The organism is Streptomyces sp. NPDC052299, assembly GCF_040679335.1.
Lineage (GTDB): Bacteria > Actinomycetota > Actinomycetes > Streptomycetales > Streptomycetaceae > Streptomyces.
The window spans coordinates 75,629-91,856 of sequence record NZ_JBFAUP010000008.1; the positions used below are offsets into that span (position 1 = coordinate 75,629).

The 16,228-nt window shown below is 72.7% G+C and carries 15 protein-coding genes; 8 read left to right on the forward strand and 7 right to left on the reverse strand.

All coding sequences use genetic code 11. The features are described from left to right. Positions 1-5: 5 nt before the first annotated feature. Both AB0L33_RS15490 and AB0L33_RS15495 read left to right on the forward strand, forming a co-directional pair. A complete protein-coding gene (locus AB0L33_RS15490) occupies positions 6-281 on the forward strand; it encodes a type II toxin-antitoxin system prevent-host-death family antitoxin (RefSeq protein ID WP_365681543.1) in 276 nt (91 codons plus the stop codon). Beyond that, complete coding sequence (locus AB0L33_RS15495) at positions 278-535, forward strand: Txe/YoeB family addiction module toxin (protein ID WP_365681545.1); 258 nt, start codon at positions 278-280, stop codon at positions 533-535. Before AB0L33_RS15490 ends, AB0L33_RS15495 begins: the two co-directional genes overlap by 4 nt. A 13-nt stretch (positions 536-548) precedes the next feature. Here AB0L33_RS15495 and AB0L33_RS15500 read toward each other — a convergent pair whose 3' ends face one another. After that, complete coding sequence (locus tag AB0L33_RS15500; RefSeq protein ID WP_365681547.1) at positions 549-1,193, reverse strand: NAD(P)H-binding protein; 645 nt, start codon at positions 1,191-1,193, stop codon at positions 549-551. A gap of 127 nt (positions 1,194-1,320) precedes the next feature. On the opposite strand from AB0L33_RS15500, the gene AB0L33_RS15505 reads away from it, so the two are divergent. Next, positions 1,321-1,674, forward strand: a complete 354-nt coding sequence (locus AB0L33_RS15505; protein ID WP_365681985.1) for a helix-turn-helix domain-containing protein — start codon at positions 1,321-1,323, stop codon at positions 1,672-1,674. Between the two features lie 159 nt (positions 1,675-1,833). Next, a complete protein-coding gene (locus AB0L33_RS15510) occupies positions 1,834-2,397 on the forward strand; it encodes a hypothetical protein (protein ID WP_365681549.1) in 564 nt (187 codons plus the stop codon). 70 nt (positions 2,398-2,467) lie between these two features. On the opposite strand, the gene AB0L33_RS15515 is transcribed toward AB0L33_RS15510, so the two are convergent. From AB0L33_RS15515 to AB0L33_RS15525, 3 genes are read right to left on the reverse strand one after another with little or no spacing between them, the layout of a single operon-like run. Next, the gene (locus AB0L33_RS15515; protein ID WP_365681551.1) at positions 2,468-3,295 is read right to left on the reverse strand and encodes a sugar phosphate isomerase/epimerase family protein; all 828 of its coding nucleotides are present in this window, start codon (positions 3,293-3,295) and stop codon (positions 2,468-2,470) included. After that, on the reverse strand, positions 3,292-4,437 hold the full coding sequence (locus AB0L33_RS15520) for a dihydrodipicolinate synthase family protein (RefSeq protein WP_365681553.1): 1,146 nt from the start codon (positions 4,435-4,437) through the stop codon (positions 3,292-3,294). The genes AB0L33_RS15515 and AB0L33_RS15520 overlap by 4 nt, the downstream gene beginning before the upstream one ends. A gap of 37 nt (positions 4,438-4,474) precedes the next feature. After that, positions 4,475-5,626 (reverse strand): Gfo/Idh/MocA family oxidoreductase, encoded by a 1,152-nt coding sequence (locus AB0L33_RS15525; protein ID WP_365681555.1) that lies wholly within the window; start codon positions 5,624-5,626, stop codon positions 4,475-4,477. A 118-nt stretch (positions 5,627-5,744) separates the two neighbouring features. Between AB0L33_RS15525 and AB0L33_RS15530 the strand changes: the two genes are divergently transcribed. The 3 genes from AB0L33_RS15530 to AB0L33_RS15540 all read left to right on the forward strand — a co-directional run bounded on the left by AB0L33_RS15530 (position 5,745) and on the right by AB0L33_RS15540 (position 9,691). Further along, positions 5,745-6,809 (forward strand): LacI family DNA-binding transcriptional regulator, encoded by a 1,065-nt coding sequence (locus tag AB0L33_RS15530; protein WP_365681557.1) that lies wholly within the window; start codon positions 5,745-5,747, stop codon positions 6,807-6,809. 80 nt (positions 6,810-6,889) lie between these two features. Continuing rightward, complete coding sequence (locus tag AB0L33_RS15535; protein WP_365681559.1) at positions 6,890-7,678, forward strand: sugar phosphate isomerase/epimerase family protein; 789 nt, start codon at positions 6,890-6,892, stop codon at positions 7,676-7,678. A gap of 162 nt (positions 7,679-7,840) precedes the next feature. After that, a complete protein-coding gene (locus tag AB0L33_RS15540) occupies positions 7,841-9,691 on the forward strand; it encodes a glycoside hydrolase family 3 N-terminal domain-containing protein (RefSeq protein WP_365681561.1) in 1,851 nt (616 codons plus the stop codon). A 53-nt stretch (positions 9,692-9,744) separates the two neighbouring features. Here the strand turns inward: AB0L33_RS15540 and AB0L33_RS15545 are convergent, their stop codons facing one another. Both AB0L33_RS15545 and AB0L33_RS15550 read right to left on the reverse strand, forming a co-directional pair. Next, positions 9,745-11,220: a S28 family serine protease gene (locus AB0L33_RS15545; protein ID WP_365681563.1), complete on the reverse strand. Its 1,476-nt coding sequence runs from the start codon at positions 11,218-11,220 to the stop codon at positions 9,745-9,747. Between the two features lie 133 nt (positions 11,221-11,353). After that, positions 11,354-11,770 carry a hypothetical protein gene (locus AB0L33_RS15550; RefSeq protein ID WP_365681565.1) on the reverse strand — a complete coding sequence of 139 codons (417 nt, stop codon included), beginning with the start codon at positions 11,768-11,770 and terminating at the stop codon, positions 11,354-11,356. Between the two features lie 185 nt (positions 11,771-11,955). On the opposite strand from AB0L33_RS15550, the gene AB0L33_RS15555 reads away from it, so the two are divergent. Beyond that, entirely contained in the window at positions 11,956-12,435 is a 480-nt protein-coding gene (locus tag AB0L33_RS15555) for a hypothetical protein (RefSeq protein WP_365681567.1), read from the forward strand. Between the two features lie 8 nt (positions 12,436-12,443). Here AB0L33_RS15555 and AB0L33_RS15560 read toward each other — a convergent pair whose 3' ends face one another. Further along, positions 12,444-16,184, reverse strand: a complete 3,741-nt coding sequence (locus tag AB0L33_RS15560) for an ABC transporter ATP-binding protein (RefSeq protein WP_365681569.1) — start codon at positions 16,182-16,184, stop codon at positions 12,444-12,446. Positions 16,185-16,228: the final 44 nt, after the last annotated feature.

Here is a 16,228-nt window from a genome sequence, read left to right on the forward strand (position 1 = left end):
CCGAGATGTCGATAACGGCAAGCGAAGCCCGAAAGCACCTTTTCCCGCTGATCGAGCAGGTCAACGAGGACCATGCCCCCGTGCACATCACCTCGCGCAAGGGCAACGCGGTCCTCATGTCCGAGCAGGACTTCACCTCGTGGCAGGAGACGATCTACCTGCTGCGCACCCCCGCCAACGCGCGTCGACTGCTCGACTCCATCGCGGAAGCCGAGGCGGGCGGGACCGAGTACCACGAACTGACGGACGTGCCGGACGACGACGGCGAGGGACGCGCGTGAAACTCGCGTTCACCACGCGTGGTTGGGACGACTACACCTTCTGGTCGGAGAGCGACCGGCGCATGACGCGTCGCATCAACAAACTGATCGCCGACACCATCCGAGACCCCTTCAACGGCATCGGCAAACCGGAGCCGCTGCGGGGCGACCTGAGCGGCTACTGGTCGCGGCGCATCGACGACGAGCACCGTCTCGTGTACAAGCCGACGGAGTCGGAGCTCATCGTCGTGCAGGCCCGGTACCACTACACCTGACTTCGCGGATCGGTCAGGAGGCCACCGCGGTCAGCGAGCGGCTGTGCTTCGGGGTCTCGATCTCGTCGATCAGGGCGACCGCCAGGTCCGCGTACGAGAAGGAGTCGGCGTCCGGCAGCAGGGCCTCGCCGCCCGTCCGGTAGTGACCGGTGCGGTCGGCCCGGTCGTCCAGGAAGACCGGCGGCGGGGCGAGCACCACCCAGTCGACGGGGGTCTCGGCGGTGCGCAGTACGTCCAGTTCCGCCGCGTGGCCGAGCGAGAAGGTCCGGGCGTCCGCCGGGAAGCCGGGGGTGTCGTGGAGCATGACGCCCGGCGCCGCCTCCAGCGTCGTACCGATCCCGACCAGCACCAGCCGGGGCACGCCCGCCCGCTCCAGCCCGGTCAGCAGCGCGTGCGCCGCACCCACGAAGAACTCCGCCGACGGCACGTCCATCCGCGCCGCCGCACCGATCGCCGCGTCATGGCCCTCCGCCACCGCCGCCACGCTCTCCGCGTCGGTCACGTCCCCGGCGACCACATCCACCCCGGGCCCGGCGAGCTCCGGGTGCGTGGCGGGGTCCCGCACCACGGCCGTCACCCGGTGTCCCCGCTCCACGGCCTCCCTGACCGCCCGCCGCCCCGCGCGTCCACCGGCTCCGAACACAACGATCCTGCTCATGGGTCGCCCCCCTGCCAGGGCCCGCGTCGTCCGCAGGCCGTCGCCGCGACGCTAGACCGGCAACCCATGGTTTCCGCAACGATAGTTACGTACGCTCGGCGGCGTGAGCCAACCCCTTGATGCCGATATGTTCACCGGCTGCGACCACACCGAATCGCCGTTCCGGCTGGGCGGCAAGTGGACCGCGAAGATCGTCCGGTGCCTGGAGGACGGCCCCCGGCGCTTCTCCGAACTGGCGGTCCCCCTGCGCGGCATCACCCCGAAGGTCCTCACCGAGACCCTCCGCTCCATGGAACGGGACGGCCTGATCACCCGCACCGTCGGCGACGGCATCCCGCCCCGCGTCGACTACGCGCTCTCCCCGCTCGGCCGCTCGTTGCTCGCCCCCATGGCCGCCTGCTGCGCCTGGGCCGCCGCGCACCTCCCGGAGGTGGAGGGCGCCCGCGAGGCGTACGAGGGCGCCGGGCAGGCCCTCCGCTGACGCCTTGGCCCCTTCCGGCACGAGAGCCCGCCGCCCGGCCGCGGCCCCGCCCCGGGGCGGGGCCGTTCCCGCCCGGAGCCGGGTCCTGGAGCGCTGTCTTCCGCCTGCCGTACGCCTGTACGGTGTGCGTTCCGTGCTGCCGCCCGAAAGGTGCTGAGTGTGTTCCGTTCCCGCGTCCTCGCCCTCCCCCTCGTAGCGCTCGCCGGAGCCGTGTTCGCCCTGGCCGGCTGCTCGTCGGACGACGGGGGCTCCGGCAAGGACGCCCCGTCCGACGGCGCGGGGAAGAAGGGCACGGCGAGCGCGCCGGCCGATGACGGGAAGGACGACGGTGACGCCGGTTCCGAGGCGTCGGGGTCGGGCAAGGGGTCCGCGAAGCTCACGTACAGCGGGGGTGCCAGTGGCGAGGCGTCCATCGCGGAGGTGACCTGCGCGGTGCTGGCCGGGAAGCTGGCAGCCGTCAACGCGCCGGACAACTCCGGGAGTTCCGACCCGGCGAAGCCGTCCTTCTCCGCCGTCCTGAGTGACGGCAAGGCGATGACCACGTTGGTCACGGAGGACGGCAAGACCTATCTGGCCACCTCGGCGCCCGGGATCACCAGCCGGGAGAGCGGCGGCACGTGGGTCGTCACCGTGGCCGGGCTGAAGCTGCAGCCGGCCGAATCGCAGGGCGACGCGATCACCGTCGACGGGGACATCACCTGCGGGTCCGTCGCCGGGGTGTAGGACGCCCGTCGCACCCGCACCGGCGCCCCGGGACCCGCACCGCACAGGCGGGCCCCGGGGCGGACCGGCTTCAGCAGGCGTGTTCCGCGTAGCGGGACGCCACCTCCGCCAGGACCTCCGCGCCGTCCCTCGCCCACAGCGCCTCGTTGAAGATCTCCACCTCGACCGGGCCGTCGAAGCCCGTCGCCTCCACCGCCTCGCGGAAGAAGCGGAAGTCCACGCTGCCGTCGCCGAGTTGGCCCCGGCCGAGCAGGACGCCCGCCGGGAGCGGGGTGATCCAGTCCGCGAGCTGGAAGGAGTGGATGCGGCCGGACGCACCGGCCCGCGCGATCTGGGCGGGGGCCTGGTCGTCCCACCAGAGGTGGTACGTGTCCACGACGACGCCCACCTGCTCGGCGGGGAAGCGCTCGGCGAGGTCCAGGGCCTGGGAGAGCGTCGAGACCACGCAGCGGTCCGAGGCGAACATGGGGTGCAGGGGCTCGATGGCCAAACGCACCCCGCGTTCGGCGGCGTACGGGGCCAGCTCGGCCAGGGCGTCCGCGATGCGTTCGCGGGCGCCGTACAGGTCCTTGCTGCCCTCCGGGAGTCCGCCCGAGACGAGGACCAGGGTGTCCGTGCCCACGCCCGCCGCCTCGTCCAGCGCGGCGCGGTTGTCGTCCAGGGCGCGGGCCCGCTCCGCCGGGTCCAGGGCGGTAAGGAAGCCGCCCCGGCACAGGCTGGTGACGGTCAGACCGTGGTCGGCGACGAGGCGGGCCGTCGCCTCGACCCCGTACGACTGCACCGGGGCCCGCCAGAGGCCCACCTTGTCGATGCCCGCCTTCGCGCAGCCCTCGGCCAGCTCGGGGAGCGACCACTGCTTGATGGTCTCCTGGTTGATGGAGAGACGGCCGTCGCTCATCGGGTGCCTCCCTGCACGGTCAGCAGCGCGCGCATCCTCGACTCCGCCAGCTCCGGGTCCGGGAACAGGCCGAGTCCGTCGGCCAGTTGGTACGCCTTCGCCAGGTGCGGAAGCGAGCGGGCCGACTGGAGGCCGCCCACCATCGTGAAGTGGTCCTGGTGGCCCGCCAGCCAGGCCAGGAACACCACGCCCGTCTTGTAGAAGCGGGTCGGCGCCTGGAACAGGTGCCGGGACAACTCGACCGTGGGGTCGAGCAGTTCGCGGAAGCCCTTCGTGTCGCCGGTGTCCAGCACCCGTACCGCGTGCGCGGCCAGCGGGCCCAGCGGGTCGAAGATGCCGAGCAGCGCGTGGCTGAAGCCCCGGTCGTCGCCCGCGATCAGCTCCGGGTAGTTGAAGTCGTCGCCGGTGTAGCAGCGGACCCCGCTCGGCAGGCGGCGGCGCACGTCGATCTCGCGGTCCGCGTCGAGCAGCGACATCTTGATGCCGTCGACCTTGTCCGGGTGCTCCGCGATGACCTGGAGGAAGGTGTCGGTGGCCAGGTCCAGGTCGGTGGAGCCCCAGTAACCTTCGAGTGCCGGGTCGAACATCGGGCCGAGCCAGTGCAGGACGACCGGTTCGGTGGCCTGGCGCAGCAGATGGGCGTACGTCTCCAGGTAGTCCTGGGGGCCCTTCGCGGCGGCGGCGAGCGCACGGGAGGCCATCAGGATGGCCTGGGCGCCGCTCTCCTCGACCACGGCGAGCTGTTCCTCGTACGCCGCGCGCACCTCGGCGAGCGTCGCCGGGCCGGGTGGCAGCTGGTCCGTGCCGACGCCGCAGGCGATGCGCCCGCCGACGGTCTTGGCCTCGGCGGCCGAGCGGCGGATCAGCTCCTCGGCGCCCGCCCAGTCCAGGCCCATGCCGCGCTGCGCGGTGTCCATGGCCTCGGCCACGCCCAGGCCGTGCGCCCAGAGGTGGCGGCGGAAGGCGAGCGTGGCGTCCCAGTCGACGGCGGCCGGGGAGTCCGGCGTGGTGTCGGCGTACGGGTCGGCGACGACGTGCGCGGCGGAGAAGACCGTACGGGAGGCGAGCGGCGCCCCCGTCGGGGTCAGGTCGAGCGGGGTGGCCCGGGGTTCGTACGGGCCCTGCGGGAGATGGATGGTCACGGTGACGGCTCCTCGGGGCCGGAGGGGAGGCGGGGGGTCACAGGGACAGCTCCGGGACGTCCAGGCGGCGGCCCTCCGCGTGGGACCTCAGTCCCAGCTCCGCCAGCTGCACGCCGCGCGCGCCCGCCATCAGGTCCCAGGTGTAGGGCTCGTCCAGCACGACGTGGCGGAGGAACAGCTCCCACTGGGCCTTGAAGCCGTTGTCGAAGACCGCGTTGTCCGGGACCTCCTGCCACTGGTCGCGGAAGGACTCGGTGACCGGCAGGTCCGGATTCCAGACCGGCTTCGGGGTGGCCGAGCGGTGCTGGACGCGGCAGTTGCGCAGGCCCGCGACGGCGGAGCCGTGGGTGCCGTCCACCTGGAACTCGACCAGCTCGTCGCGGTTGACCCGGACCGCCCAGGAGGAGTTGATCTGCGCGACCGCACCGCCCTCCAGCTGGAAGATGCCGTAGGCGGCGTCGTCGGCGGTCGCGGCGTAGGCCTTGCCGTGCTCGTCGCGGCGCTCCGGGATGTGGGTCTGGACGTGCGCCTGGACGGTGGTGACCCGGCCGAACAGCTCGTGGAGCACGTACTCCCAGTGCGGGAACATGTCCACGACGATGCCGCCGCCGTCCTCGGCGCGGTAGTTCCAGGACGGGCGCTGGGCCTCCTGCCAGTCGCCCTCGAAGACCCAGTAGCCGAACTCGCCGCGCACGGACAGGATCTCGCCGAAGAAGCCGCCGTCGATGAGGCGCTTCAGCTTCAGCAGGCCCGGCAGGAAGATCTTGTCCTGGACGACGCCGTGCTTGATGCCGGCCTCCTGGGCCAGCCGGGCCAGGTCGAGGGCGCCCTCCACGTCCGTGGCGGTGGGCTTCTCGGTGTAGATGTGCTTGCCCGCGGCGACGGCCTTCTTGATCGCCTCCACCCGGGCCTGGGTGACCTGGGCGTCGAAGTAGATGTCGACGGTGTCGTCCGCGAGGACCGCGTCCAGGTCGGTCGACCACTCGGTCAGGCCGTGGCGGGCGGCCAGCTCCTCCAGGGCGTGGGCGCGGCGGCCGACCAGGACCGGTTCCGGCCACAGCACGTCGCCGTTGCCGAGATCGAGGCCGCCCTGCTCGCGGATCGCGAGGATCGAGCGCACCAGGTGCTGCCGGTATCCCATGCGTCCCGTCACGCCGTTCATGGCGATGCGCACTGTCCTGCGTGTCACGAAAGTTCCCTCCGTACAGCCGTAGCAAGCGCTTTCTATGCGGGATGACGCTAGCCTGCCGACAGCGGCCCGGACAAGAGGGGGCCCGTCAATCGGTCACCGGCCACGGAGGAAAGCGATGACAGTCACCCTGGCGGACGTGGCGGCCCGCGCCCGGGTGTCCCCGGCCACCGTCTCCCGTGTGCTGAACGGCAATTACCCGGTGGCGGCGTCCACCCGGGAACGGGTGCTGCGCGCGGTGGACGACCTGGACTACGTGCTGAACGGGCAGGCCAGCGCCCTGGCGGCGGCCACGTCCGACCTGGTCGGCGTCCTCGTCAACGACATCGCCGACCCGTTCTTCGGGATCATGGCGGGCGCCGCGCAGACCGAGATCGGCGGGCCCGGCGACGGGTCCGGCCGGGCGGGCGGCGAGAAACTGGCGGTCGTCTGCAACACCGGCGGCTCCCCCGCCCGCGAGCTCACCTACCTCACGCTGCTCCAGCGCCAGCGCGCCGCCGCCGTCGTCCTCACCGGGGGCGCCGTGGAGGACCCGGAGCACCAGGCGGCGATGGCCGCGAAGCTGGCGAAGCTCGCGGAGGCGGGGACCCGGGTGGTGCTCTGCGGGCGGCCACCGCTGCCGGACGGGGCGTCCGTGGTGGCGGCCCTGGCCTTCGACAACCAGGGCGGCGCCCGGCGCCTCACCGGCCATCTGCTCGCCCTGGGCCACCGCCGCATCGGCTATGTCGCGGGCCCGCTGGAACGGACCACCACCCGCCACCGCCTGGCCGGTCACCGCGAGGCGATGCGCGCGGCGGGGGCGGCCGGGGACGAGGACCGACTGACCGTGCACGGCTCCTACGACCGGGGCTCCGGCTACGACGCCACGGTCGAACTCCTGCGCCGCGAACCGGGGATCACGGCCGTCGTCGCCGCGAACGACACCGTGGCGCTCGGCGCGGCGGCGGCGATGCGCGACCGGGGGCTGCGCATCCCGGAGGACATCTCGGTGGCCGGATTCGACGACCTGCCGGTCTCGGTGGACGTGGTCCCCGCCCTGACGACCGTGCGGCTGCCGCTCTTCGAGGCGGGGGCGCGGGCGGGCAGGCTGGCCATGGGCAAGGAAGACCCGCCGCCGGGCGGCATCGCGCTGATCCCGGCCGAGCTGATGGTGCGCGGCTCGACGGCGGCCCCCCGGGGATGAGCGTCACGGGGCGGGGTACGTGTGGGGGCGCCCGCCTCTCGTAGGGTGCGGCGGCACGGAACGACGGAAGGAAATCGCACGTGAAGCTCGCTTTCTCCACCCTCGGGGTGCCGGGGCTGCCCATCGCCGACGTCGTCCGGCTGGCCACCGAGAACGGCTACCAGGGGGTCGAGCTGCGCGCCCACCCCGAGGAGCCGGTGCACCTGGGGCTCGGGCAGTCCGAACGGGCGGCCGTGCGCGCCGAGTTCGAGCGCGGCGGAATCGCGGTCCTAGGCGTGGCGGGGTACGCGAAGGTAGCCGCCGAGGGCTACGACCAGCCGGTCCTGGACGAGCTGGCCGCGCTGACCGAGCTGGCCCGGGACCTGGGCGCGCCCTACGTCCGGGTCTTCCCCGGGGGCGGTGACCAGGACCCGGCGGAGGCCGACGCGGCCGCCGCGCGCAGGCTCGGGGCGGCCGCCCCGTACGCCGCCGACCTGGGCGTGCGCCTGCTCCTGGAGACCCATGACTCGCACCGGGCGGGGGCCGACGCGGCCCGGGTGGCCGGGACGGTGGGGCACAAGAACATCGGTGCGCTGTGGGACGTCATGCACACCTGGCTGGCGGGCGAGGAGCCGGTGGCCAGTCACGCGGTGCTGGCCCCGCACCTCGGCTACGTACAGGTGAAGGACATCGCGTCGGCCGAGGACACCACCCCGTTGGCGCTGGGCGCGGGGGTGCTTCCGCTGCGGGCGTGCCTGGACACGCTGGACCCGGACGGCTGGGTCTGCTGGGAGTACGAGAAGCGCTGGTACCCGGAGGCGGTGGAGCTGCCGGGGCTGCTGGGCGCGGGGCGCGAGCACCTGCTGAGGCTGGGCGCGCCCAAGCAGTAAGCGGTATCGGCCGGGCGGCGGGCTGCGGGGCGGACGGGCGAGGGCGTCCGGGACGCGCTCAAAACGGCCCGCACCCTTGACCGGAAGTTATTTTCTGGATATCCGTGCTCCTTGGAAGTTTCTTTCACCCCCTCGTCACCGAGAACGGCCGAAGGAGCTCACGTGCACCACCGCACCTCCAGACGCACCCTCCTCACCGCCACCGCCGCCACCGCCGTCGCGGCGGCAGCGGGCATGGCGTCCGCCCCCGGGGCCCTCGCCTCCCAGGGGTCCGCGCACAGCAGCCACGACTCCGCCGCCACGACCCGGCGGCTGAAGCGGCTCATCTCCCGGATGAGCCTGGAGGAGAAGGTCGGCCAGCTCTTCGTCATGCGGGTCTACGGGCACTCCGCCACCGACCCCGACCAGGCCGACATCGACGCCAACCTCGCCGAGATCGGGGTGCGTACGGCCGCCGAGATGATCGCCAAGTACCACGTCGGCGGGATCATCTACTTCGCCTGGGCGCACAACACCCGCGACCCGCACCAGATCGCCGAGCTCTCCAACGGCATCCAGCGCGCGGGCCTCGCGGGCCCGTCCGGCCTGCCGCTGCTGATCTCCACCGACCAGGAGCACGGCATCGTCTGCCGCGTCGGCGAGCCCGCCACGCTGATGCCGGGCGCGATGGCCCTGGGCGCGGGCGGTTCGCGCTCCGACGCCCGCAGGGCCGGACAGATCGCGGGCGCCGAGCTGGCGGCGATCGGCATCAACCAGAACTACGCGCCGGACGCGGACGTCAACGTGAACCCGGCCAACCCGGTCATCGGCGTCCGCTCCTTCGGCTCGGACCCGCAGTCCGTGGCCGGGATGGTCGCCGCGCAGGTGAAGGGGTATCAGAGCGCCGGGATCGCCTCCACGGCCAAGCACTTCCCGGGCCACGGCGACACGAGCACCGACAGCCACACGGGCCTGCCGGTCATCGGCCACAGCCGGGAGCAGTGGGCGGAGCTGGACGCGCCCCCGTTCCGGGCGGCCATCGCGGCGGGCATCGACTCGATCATGACCGCGCACATCGTGGTGCCCGCGCTCGACCCGGCGGAGGACCCGGCGACCCTCTCGAAGCCGATCCTCACCGGCATCCTGCGCGAGGAGCTGGGCTACGACGGGGTCGTGGTCACCGACTCCCTCGGTATGCAGGGCGTGCGCACGAAGTACGGGGACGAGCGGGTGCCGGTGCTCGCGGTCCAGGCCGGCGTGGACCAGCTGCTGAACCCGCCGAGCCTGGACGTCTCGTGGAACGCGCTGCTGGCGGCCGTCAAGAGCGGCGAGGTCAGCGAGGCCCGGCTCGACGAATCGATCCTGCGCATCCTGCGGCTGAAGACGAAGCTGGGACTCTTCGACCAGCCGTTCGTCTCCGCGGCCGGGGTGGACCGCACGGTCGGCACCCGGGCGCACCTGGCCCAGGCCGACCGGATCGCCGAGCGCACGACGACCCTGCTGGCCAACGAGTCCCGGCTGCTGCCGCTGTCGCGCCGTTCGCACCGGAACCTGCTCGTGGTGGGCGCCGACCCGGCCTCGCCCTCGGGCACCACGGGCCCGCCGACGACGACGCTGGCCGGGGCGTTCAACGAGCTGGGCTTCGCCGCGACCGCGCTGTCCACCGGCACCGCGCCCACCAAGGCGGCCATCGACGCGGCGGTGGCGGCGGCACGGGACAAGGACGCGGTGATCGTGGGGACGTACAACGTCTCGGCGACCAGCTCGCAGCGCACCCTGGTCACCGCGCTCACCGCGACGGGCGTACCGGTGATCACGATCGCCATCCGCAATCCGTACGACATCGCGCAGCTGGCGGGGACCGGGCACCGGGCGCACCTGGCCGCGTACTCCTGGACCGACGTCGAACTGCGCGCGGCGGTCCGGGTGATCGCGGGCCGGGCCCGGCCGGAGGGGAAGCTCCCGGTCCCGGTGCAGCGGGCGGACGACCCGTCGAAGGTGCTGTATCCGGTCGGGTACGGGCTGACGTACTGACCCGCGTCCCGCCCCGGTGGTCGTGTCACCACGGCCACCGGGGCGGGTTCACGTCACGGACGCCGCACGCCGAGGCGGTGGTCGGTCGTCAGGTCCTTGTTGTCGAGCCGCGCGTCGAACTTCGCGAGCGGCTTCGCCTTGGACTCGTCCTGCTGGACGGCGGCCGGGGCGACGCCCGCCCAGCGCAGGATCGCGGCCGTGGCCGTGGCGTTCTCCGAGGGCACCAGACCGGCGACGTTCGAGCCGTGGTTCCCGCCGGGGACGGTGAACACGTAGCTGTCACGGGCGCCCGCCCCGAGCCGGAAGCGCTCCGCGCCCCACGGGTCGTTCTCGCCGTAGACGTACAGCATATGCGTGGCGTTGTGCTTCACCCAGGTGTCGACGTCGCGCATCACGGACGGCTGGAACTTCATCGGGATGGAGCGCGGGACGAAGTTGCGCGGCGGCTGGTAGCCGTAGCGGCTCAGCTCGCCGAGCCAGGGCTGCTCGATGTCGGGCGAACCGAGCTGGGTGCCCGCCTGGTAGTAGTACGGCGTGTAGTTGGCCAGGCCCTGGTCGGCGTAGGCGGAGAAGCCGGAGATCGCGTCGACCGAGTCCCAGATCTCCTGGTCGGTCGCCTTCTTCGCGTCGGCCGGGAGGGAGTCGCAGTCGGCGAGCAGGCTGTACTGCCAGAACGCCCACACGTAGTCCATGACGACGGCCTCGTACGCCTTGTCCAGCGAGCCGACGGTCTCGAAGGTGTAGCCGTTGTCGGCCGCGTACCGGGCGTACTTCTCCTCCAGCGGCGCGCGGCGGATCAGGGCTTCGCGCTGGACGCCGCTCAGCTTGTCCCGGCACTCCTTGGTGCCGACCTTCGCGAAGAACCGGTCGTACGCCGAGTCCTCGTTGTTCACCACGTCGTTGGGGGCGACGTAGGCGACGACGCCGTCCATGTCCTTCGGGTAGAAGCGCTCGTAGTACGTGGCGGTCATGCCGCCCTTGGAGCCGCCGGTGGTCAGCCAGTTCTTGGAGTAGATCCGCTTGAGCGCGGTGAAGACCCGGTGCTGGTCGCTGGCCGCCTGCCAGATGTCCAGCTTCGACCAGTCGGCGGGCGAGGGCCGCGACGGGGTGAAGTAACGGTACTCCAGCGAGACCTGGTTGCCGTCGATGATCCGGGTGGGCTCGGAGCGGCTGGGGTTGGTGGAGACGTTGTAGCCGCCGGTGTAGAAGACCGTGGGACGGGAGGTGTCCTTGTGCAGCAGGGTGATCCGCTGCTGGAACGTTCCCTTGGACGGGTGGCGGTGGTCGATGGGCTGGGTGTAGTTGAGGACGAAGTAGCGGTAGCCCGCGTAGGGCTTCTCCTCGATGAGACTCATTCCCGGGATGGCCAGGATGCGGTCCTTGATGTCCGTGCTCGTTCCGCTGTCGTTCACGGCGGTAGCGAGCGGGGCCGGTACGGCGGCGGTGGCCGCCCCGGCCGAGGCACCCGTCGCGCTCACCGTGCCGATGAGCACCGCGAGCGACAGGATTCCTCTGAGCGCCTTGCGCATGACGCGTCCTCCCCTGAGACGTCTCCGGATCTCCGTGGGACGCCTCTTGGTCCACAGCTGACGCGGTGAACCTAGCGGGGCAACACGCGTACCACCAGACCTCCTTGCCAGGGGTCCGGGAGCTGTCACCCGGTCAGCAGAGAATCCAGCCCGTGCGGGCGCCCTTGCCGTCGACCGTGCCGGAGACCCGCACGCAGCGGTTCAGGGCGTGGACGGTCACCGGGCCCGCCAGCCGCGTGAAGCGGCCGCTGTCCGTGACGGGCAGGCCGCCGCGCGGCTGGATGGTCACGGCCATGGGGCGGCGCTTGCCGGGCCTGGCGGCGACGGCGGTGACGCAGGCGTAGGCGCGTGACTTGTAGACGCGGAGCTCGCCCGTCGCGAACGTGACCGTCTTCCTGGGGCGGCCCGCGCAGACCGAGGCGGCGTCCGCGCTCCCCGCGACCGCCCCGCCGGTCACCAGTGCGAAGGCGGTGGCCAGGGCGAGGACCGCGGCATGGCGGCGGATCCCCCGCCGCGCGCCCCGGTCGTGCCCCTTGGTCCCTCTGGTCACAGCAGCCCCATCGCTTCCTCGAACACCCGCGCCTCCATCCAACACCTGGGCGCATATGCCTGTACCCGCCTACGACGCGGGAGGCCATCCGGAGGTTGCATCCGGCGGGCCCGGCGGCTGCGGGGGCCGGGGCGGCCCACCATGGAGCCGGACAGGACAGACCACCACGAAAGGCAGGAACCGCCATGACCCGAACCCGCACCGCCGGTCGTACGCTGCTCGCCTCCGCGCTCCTCGCCGCCGCCGTCGCCGTGCCCGCCGCCGCTGCGGCCGCCCCGCGCGAGGCGGCCGCCGGGGCGACGGTCGCCGACGAGACCGCGACCCAGGAGTCCCGGCTGGTGGACGACTTCTACAGCGCCTACATCGACGCGGTGGCAGCCGAGGACGGCGGCGACCTCGCCACCGCGCTGCGCGGCTTCTACCTCACCCCCGCCCTGCGCGACCGCCTCGCCGAGTGGGAGGCGGCCAACCACGCGGACGGCGTGCTGCTCGCCCAGGACGTCCCCGTGGACCACCAGGTCACCGCGGGCCACAGCGGCGCCGGGCACACCTGGTCGACGGTCCGGCTCACCTGGGGATCGCCGGAGGACCCCACGTACACCTACCTGACGGTGCGCTCGGACCTCGCGACCGGGAAGATCTCGGCGATCCGCGACGGGGAATAGGCCCCGGGTCACACGCCCGCGGGTTCGTCCTCCCCTATGAACGTGCGCCACAGCACCGCGTAGTGACCGTCGCGGGCCAGGAGTTCGTCGTGGGTGCCGTCCTCCACGACCCGGCCGTGGTCCATCACCACGACCCGGTCCGCGCGGGCGGCGGTGGTCAGGCGGTGGGCGACGACGAGCGTGGTGCGGCGGCCCGCGAGCCGGTCGGTCGCCTGGTTCACCTGCGCCTCGCTGGCCAGGTCGAGGGAGGCGGTCGCCTCGTCCAGGAGCAGGATGTCCGGGTCGACCAGTTCGGCGCGGGCGAGCGCGATCAGCTGGCGCTGCCCGGCCGAGAGGTTGCGGCCGCGCTCGGCGACCTCGTGGAGATAGCCGCCGTCCAGCGTGGCGATCATGTCGTGCGCCCCGACCGCCCTGGCGGCCGCCTCCACCTCCGCGTCGGTGGCGTCCGGCCGCCCGTAGGCGATGGCGTCGCGCACGGTCCCGGGGAAGAGGTACGCCTCCTGCGGGACGACTCCGAGCCTGCGCCGGTACCCGGTGAGCCCGAGGCCACGCAGGTCCGCGCCGTCCACGGTGATCCGGCCGTCCGTCGGGTCGTAGTACCGGGCGACCAGCTTGACCAGGGTGGACTTCCCGGCCCCGGTCTCCCCGACGAACGCGACGGTCTGCCCGGCCGGGATGCGCAGGTCGACGCCCCGGAGGGCCGCCTCCTCGTCCCCGTAGGCGAAGGACACGTCCTCGAAGGCGATCTCGCCGCGCAGTTCGCGGACCTGGCGCGGGTCGTCGCGGTCGGTGGTGGAGGCGGGCTCCCGCAGGAGTTCCTGGATGCGGCCGAGGGAGACGGCGGCCTGCTGGTAGCCGTCGAAGACCTGGGAGAGCTGCTGGACGGGCGCGAAGAACAGGTCGATGTAGAGCAGGTAGGCGACCAGCGCGCCCGCGGTGAGCGTGGAGTCGTCCACCCGGTGGGCGCCGACGATCAGCACCGCCGCCGCGGCCACCGAGGACAGCAGCTGGACGAACGGGAAGTAGACGGAGATCAGCCACTGCCCGCGCACCCGGGCCTCGCGGTACTCGTCGCTGCGCGCGGCGAACGCCTCGGCCCCGTCCCGCTCGCGCCGGAACGCCTGCACGATGCGGAGTCCTGCGACGGACTCCTGGAGGTCGGCGTTGACGACGCTGATCCGCTCCCGGGCCAGCTCGTACGCCTTGACGCTCTTGCGGCGGAAGAAGACGGTCCCGACGACGAGGACGGGCAGGGTCGCGAAGACGACGAGGGCCAGTTCCACGTCGAGGACCAGCAGCGCGACCATGATGCCGAGGAAGGTGACGACGGAGACGAAGGCGGTGACCAGGCCGGTCTGGAGGAACGTGGACAGCGCGTCCACGTCCGTCGTCATCCGGGTCATGATGCGGCCGGTCAGCTCGCGCTCGTAGTAGTCGAGCCCCAGGCGCTGGAGCTGGGCGAAGATCTTCAGCCGCAGCGCGTACAGCACCCGCTCACCGGTGCGGCCGGTCATCCTGGTCTCGCCGATCTGGGCCGCCCACTGCACGAGGACGACGACCAGGGCGAAGGCGGACGCCGTCCAGACCGCGCCCAGCGCGAGCTGGGTGACCCCGTCGTCGATGCCGTTCCGGATCAGGACCGGGAGCAGCAGCCCGGCCCCGGCGTCCACGGCGACCAGGCCGAGGCTGACGAGCAGCGGCAGACCGAAGCCGCGCAGCAGCCTGCGCAGCCCGTAGGAGTCCTCGGGGCGCACGGCGCGGGCCTCGTCCACGTCCGGGGTGTCGTTCGCCGGGGGCAGGGCGTCCACCTGGGCGAGCAGTTCGGGTGTGGCGGGCGTGCCCGCCGCGCCCGCGCTGCGGTCCTGCTCCCGGCGCACCCACAGCGCGGGCGTGATGCCGCGCTCGGCGTCGAACTCGGCGTCGATCTCCTCCTGGAGCGCGCGGTCCCGTTGCGGTTCCTCGGGGGCGGCTGCCGGGCGGTGGCCCGGTGAGGGGCTGCCCAGCTCGTCGGGGTCGGTGAGCAGGCGCCGGTAGAGGGCGCAGCGGCGCTCCAGCTCCTCGTGGGTGCCGAGGTCGGCGAGGCGGCCCTCGTCGAGGACGGCGATGCGGTCCGCGAGGTTCAGGGTGGAGCGGCGGTGGGCGATGAGCAGGGTCGTGCGCCCGGCCATCACCTGGCGCAGGGCCTCGTGGATCTCGTGCTCCACGCGGGCGTCCACGGCGGAGGTCGCGTCGTCCAGGAGCAGGAGGCGGGGGTCGGTGAGGATGGCGCGGGCGAGGGCGATGCGCTGGCGCTGGCCGCCGGAGAGGGTGAGCCCGTGCTCGCCGACCTTGGTGTCGTAGCCGTTCGGCAGCTCGGCGATGAAGCGGTGGGCCTGGGCGGAGCGGGCGGCCTGTTCGATCTGCTCGTCGGTGGCGCCGGGCAGGCCGTACGCGATGTTGGCGCGGACGGTGTCGGAGAACAGGAAGCTGTCCTCGGGGACGAGGCCGATCGCGGCGCGCAGCGAGTCGAGGGTGAGCTCCCGCACGTCGTGGCCGCCGACGAGGACCGCGCCGTGCGTCACGTCGTAGAAGCGCGGCAGCAGCAGCGAGACGGTGGACTTGCCGCTGCCGGACGCCCCGACGACGGCGACGGTCTCGCCGGGTTCGATGGTGAGCGAGAAGCCGTCGAGGACCGGGCGGCGGGTCTCGTCGTAGCCGAACCGGACGTTCTCGAACTCCACGCTCGCCGGGGCGTCGGCGGGCAGCTCCTTGGTGCCGTCCTCGAGGGAGGGCTCGGTGTCGATGAGCTCCAGGACGCGTTCCACTCCGGCGCGGGCCTGCTGGCCGACGGTGAGGACCATGGCGAGCATCCGGACCGGGCCGACGAGCTGCGCGAGGTACGTGGAGAACGCGACGAACGTGCCGAGGGTGATCTCGCCCCGGGTGGCCAGCCAGCCGCCGAGGGCCAGCATCGCGACCTGGCCGAGGGCGGGCACGGCCTGGAGGGCGGGGGTGTAGCGGGAGTTCAGCCGGATGGTGCGCAGCCGGCCCGCGAACAGCTTGCGGCCGACCTCGCGCAGCTTGCCGGTCTCCTGCTCCTCCTGCCCGAAGCCCTTGACGACGCGGACGCCGGAGACGGCCCCGTCGACGACGCCGGCGACGGCGGCCGCCTGCGACTGGGCGTACCAGGTGGCGGGGAAGAGGCGGGCGCGGGAGCGGCGGGCGATGTACCAGAGGGCGGGGGCGACGGCGACGGCGACGAGGGTCAGCAGCGGTGACAGCCAGGCCATGATGACCAGGGAGATCAGGAACAGCAGCACGTTCCCGATGGTCATGGGGAGCATGAAGAGCAGGCTCTGGATGAGCTGGAGGTCGCTGGTCGCGCGGCCGACGACCTGCCCGGTGGACAGTTCGTCCTGCCGCTTGCCGTCGAGCCGGGTGATCGTCCCGTACATGCCGGTGCGCAGGTCGTGCTGGACGTCCAGGGCGAGCCGGCCGCCGTAGTAGCGGCGGATGTAGGTGGAGGCGTAGACGAGGGCGGCCGCCACGATCAGCAGGCCGGTCCAGACGGCGAGGGAGCGGGTGTGGCCGACGACCACGTCATCGATGATCACCTTGGTGATCAGGGGGACGAGGGCCATCACGGCCATGCCGGCCAGCGAGGAGCCGAGGGCCAGCAGGACGTTGCGCCGGTAGCGCCAGGCGTATCCGCTCAGTCTGCGCGCCCAGCCGCCCCGCTGCCCGCGTTCCGTCTCCCGTGCGTCCGCCACCCGGTGCCTCCCGTCCGACCTGTTCCGACGGAAGGCACCAACAC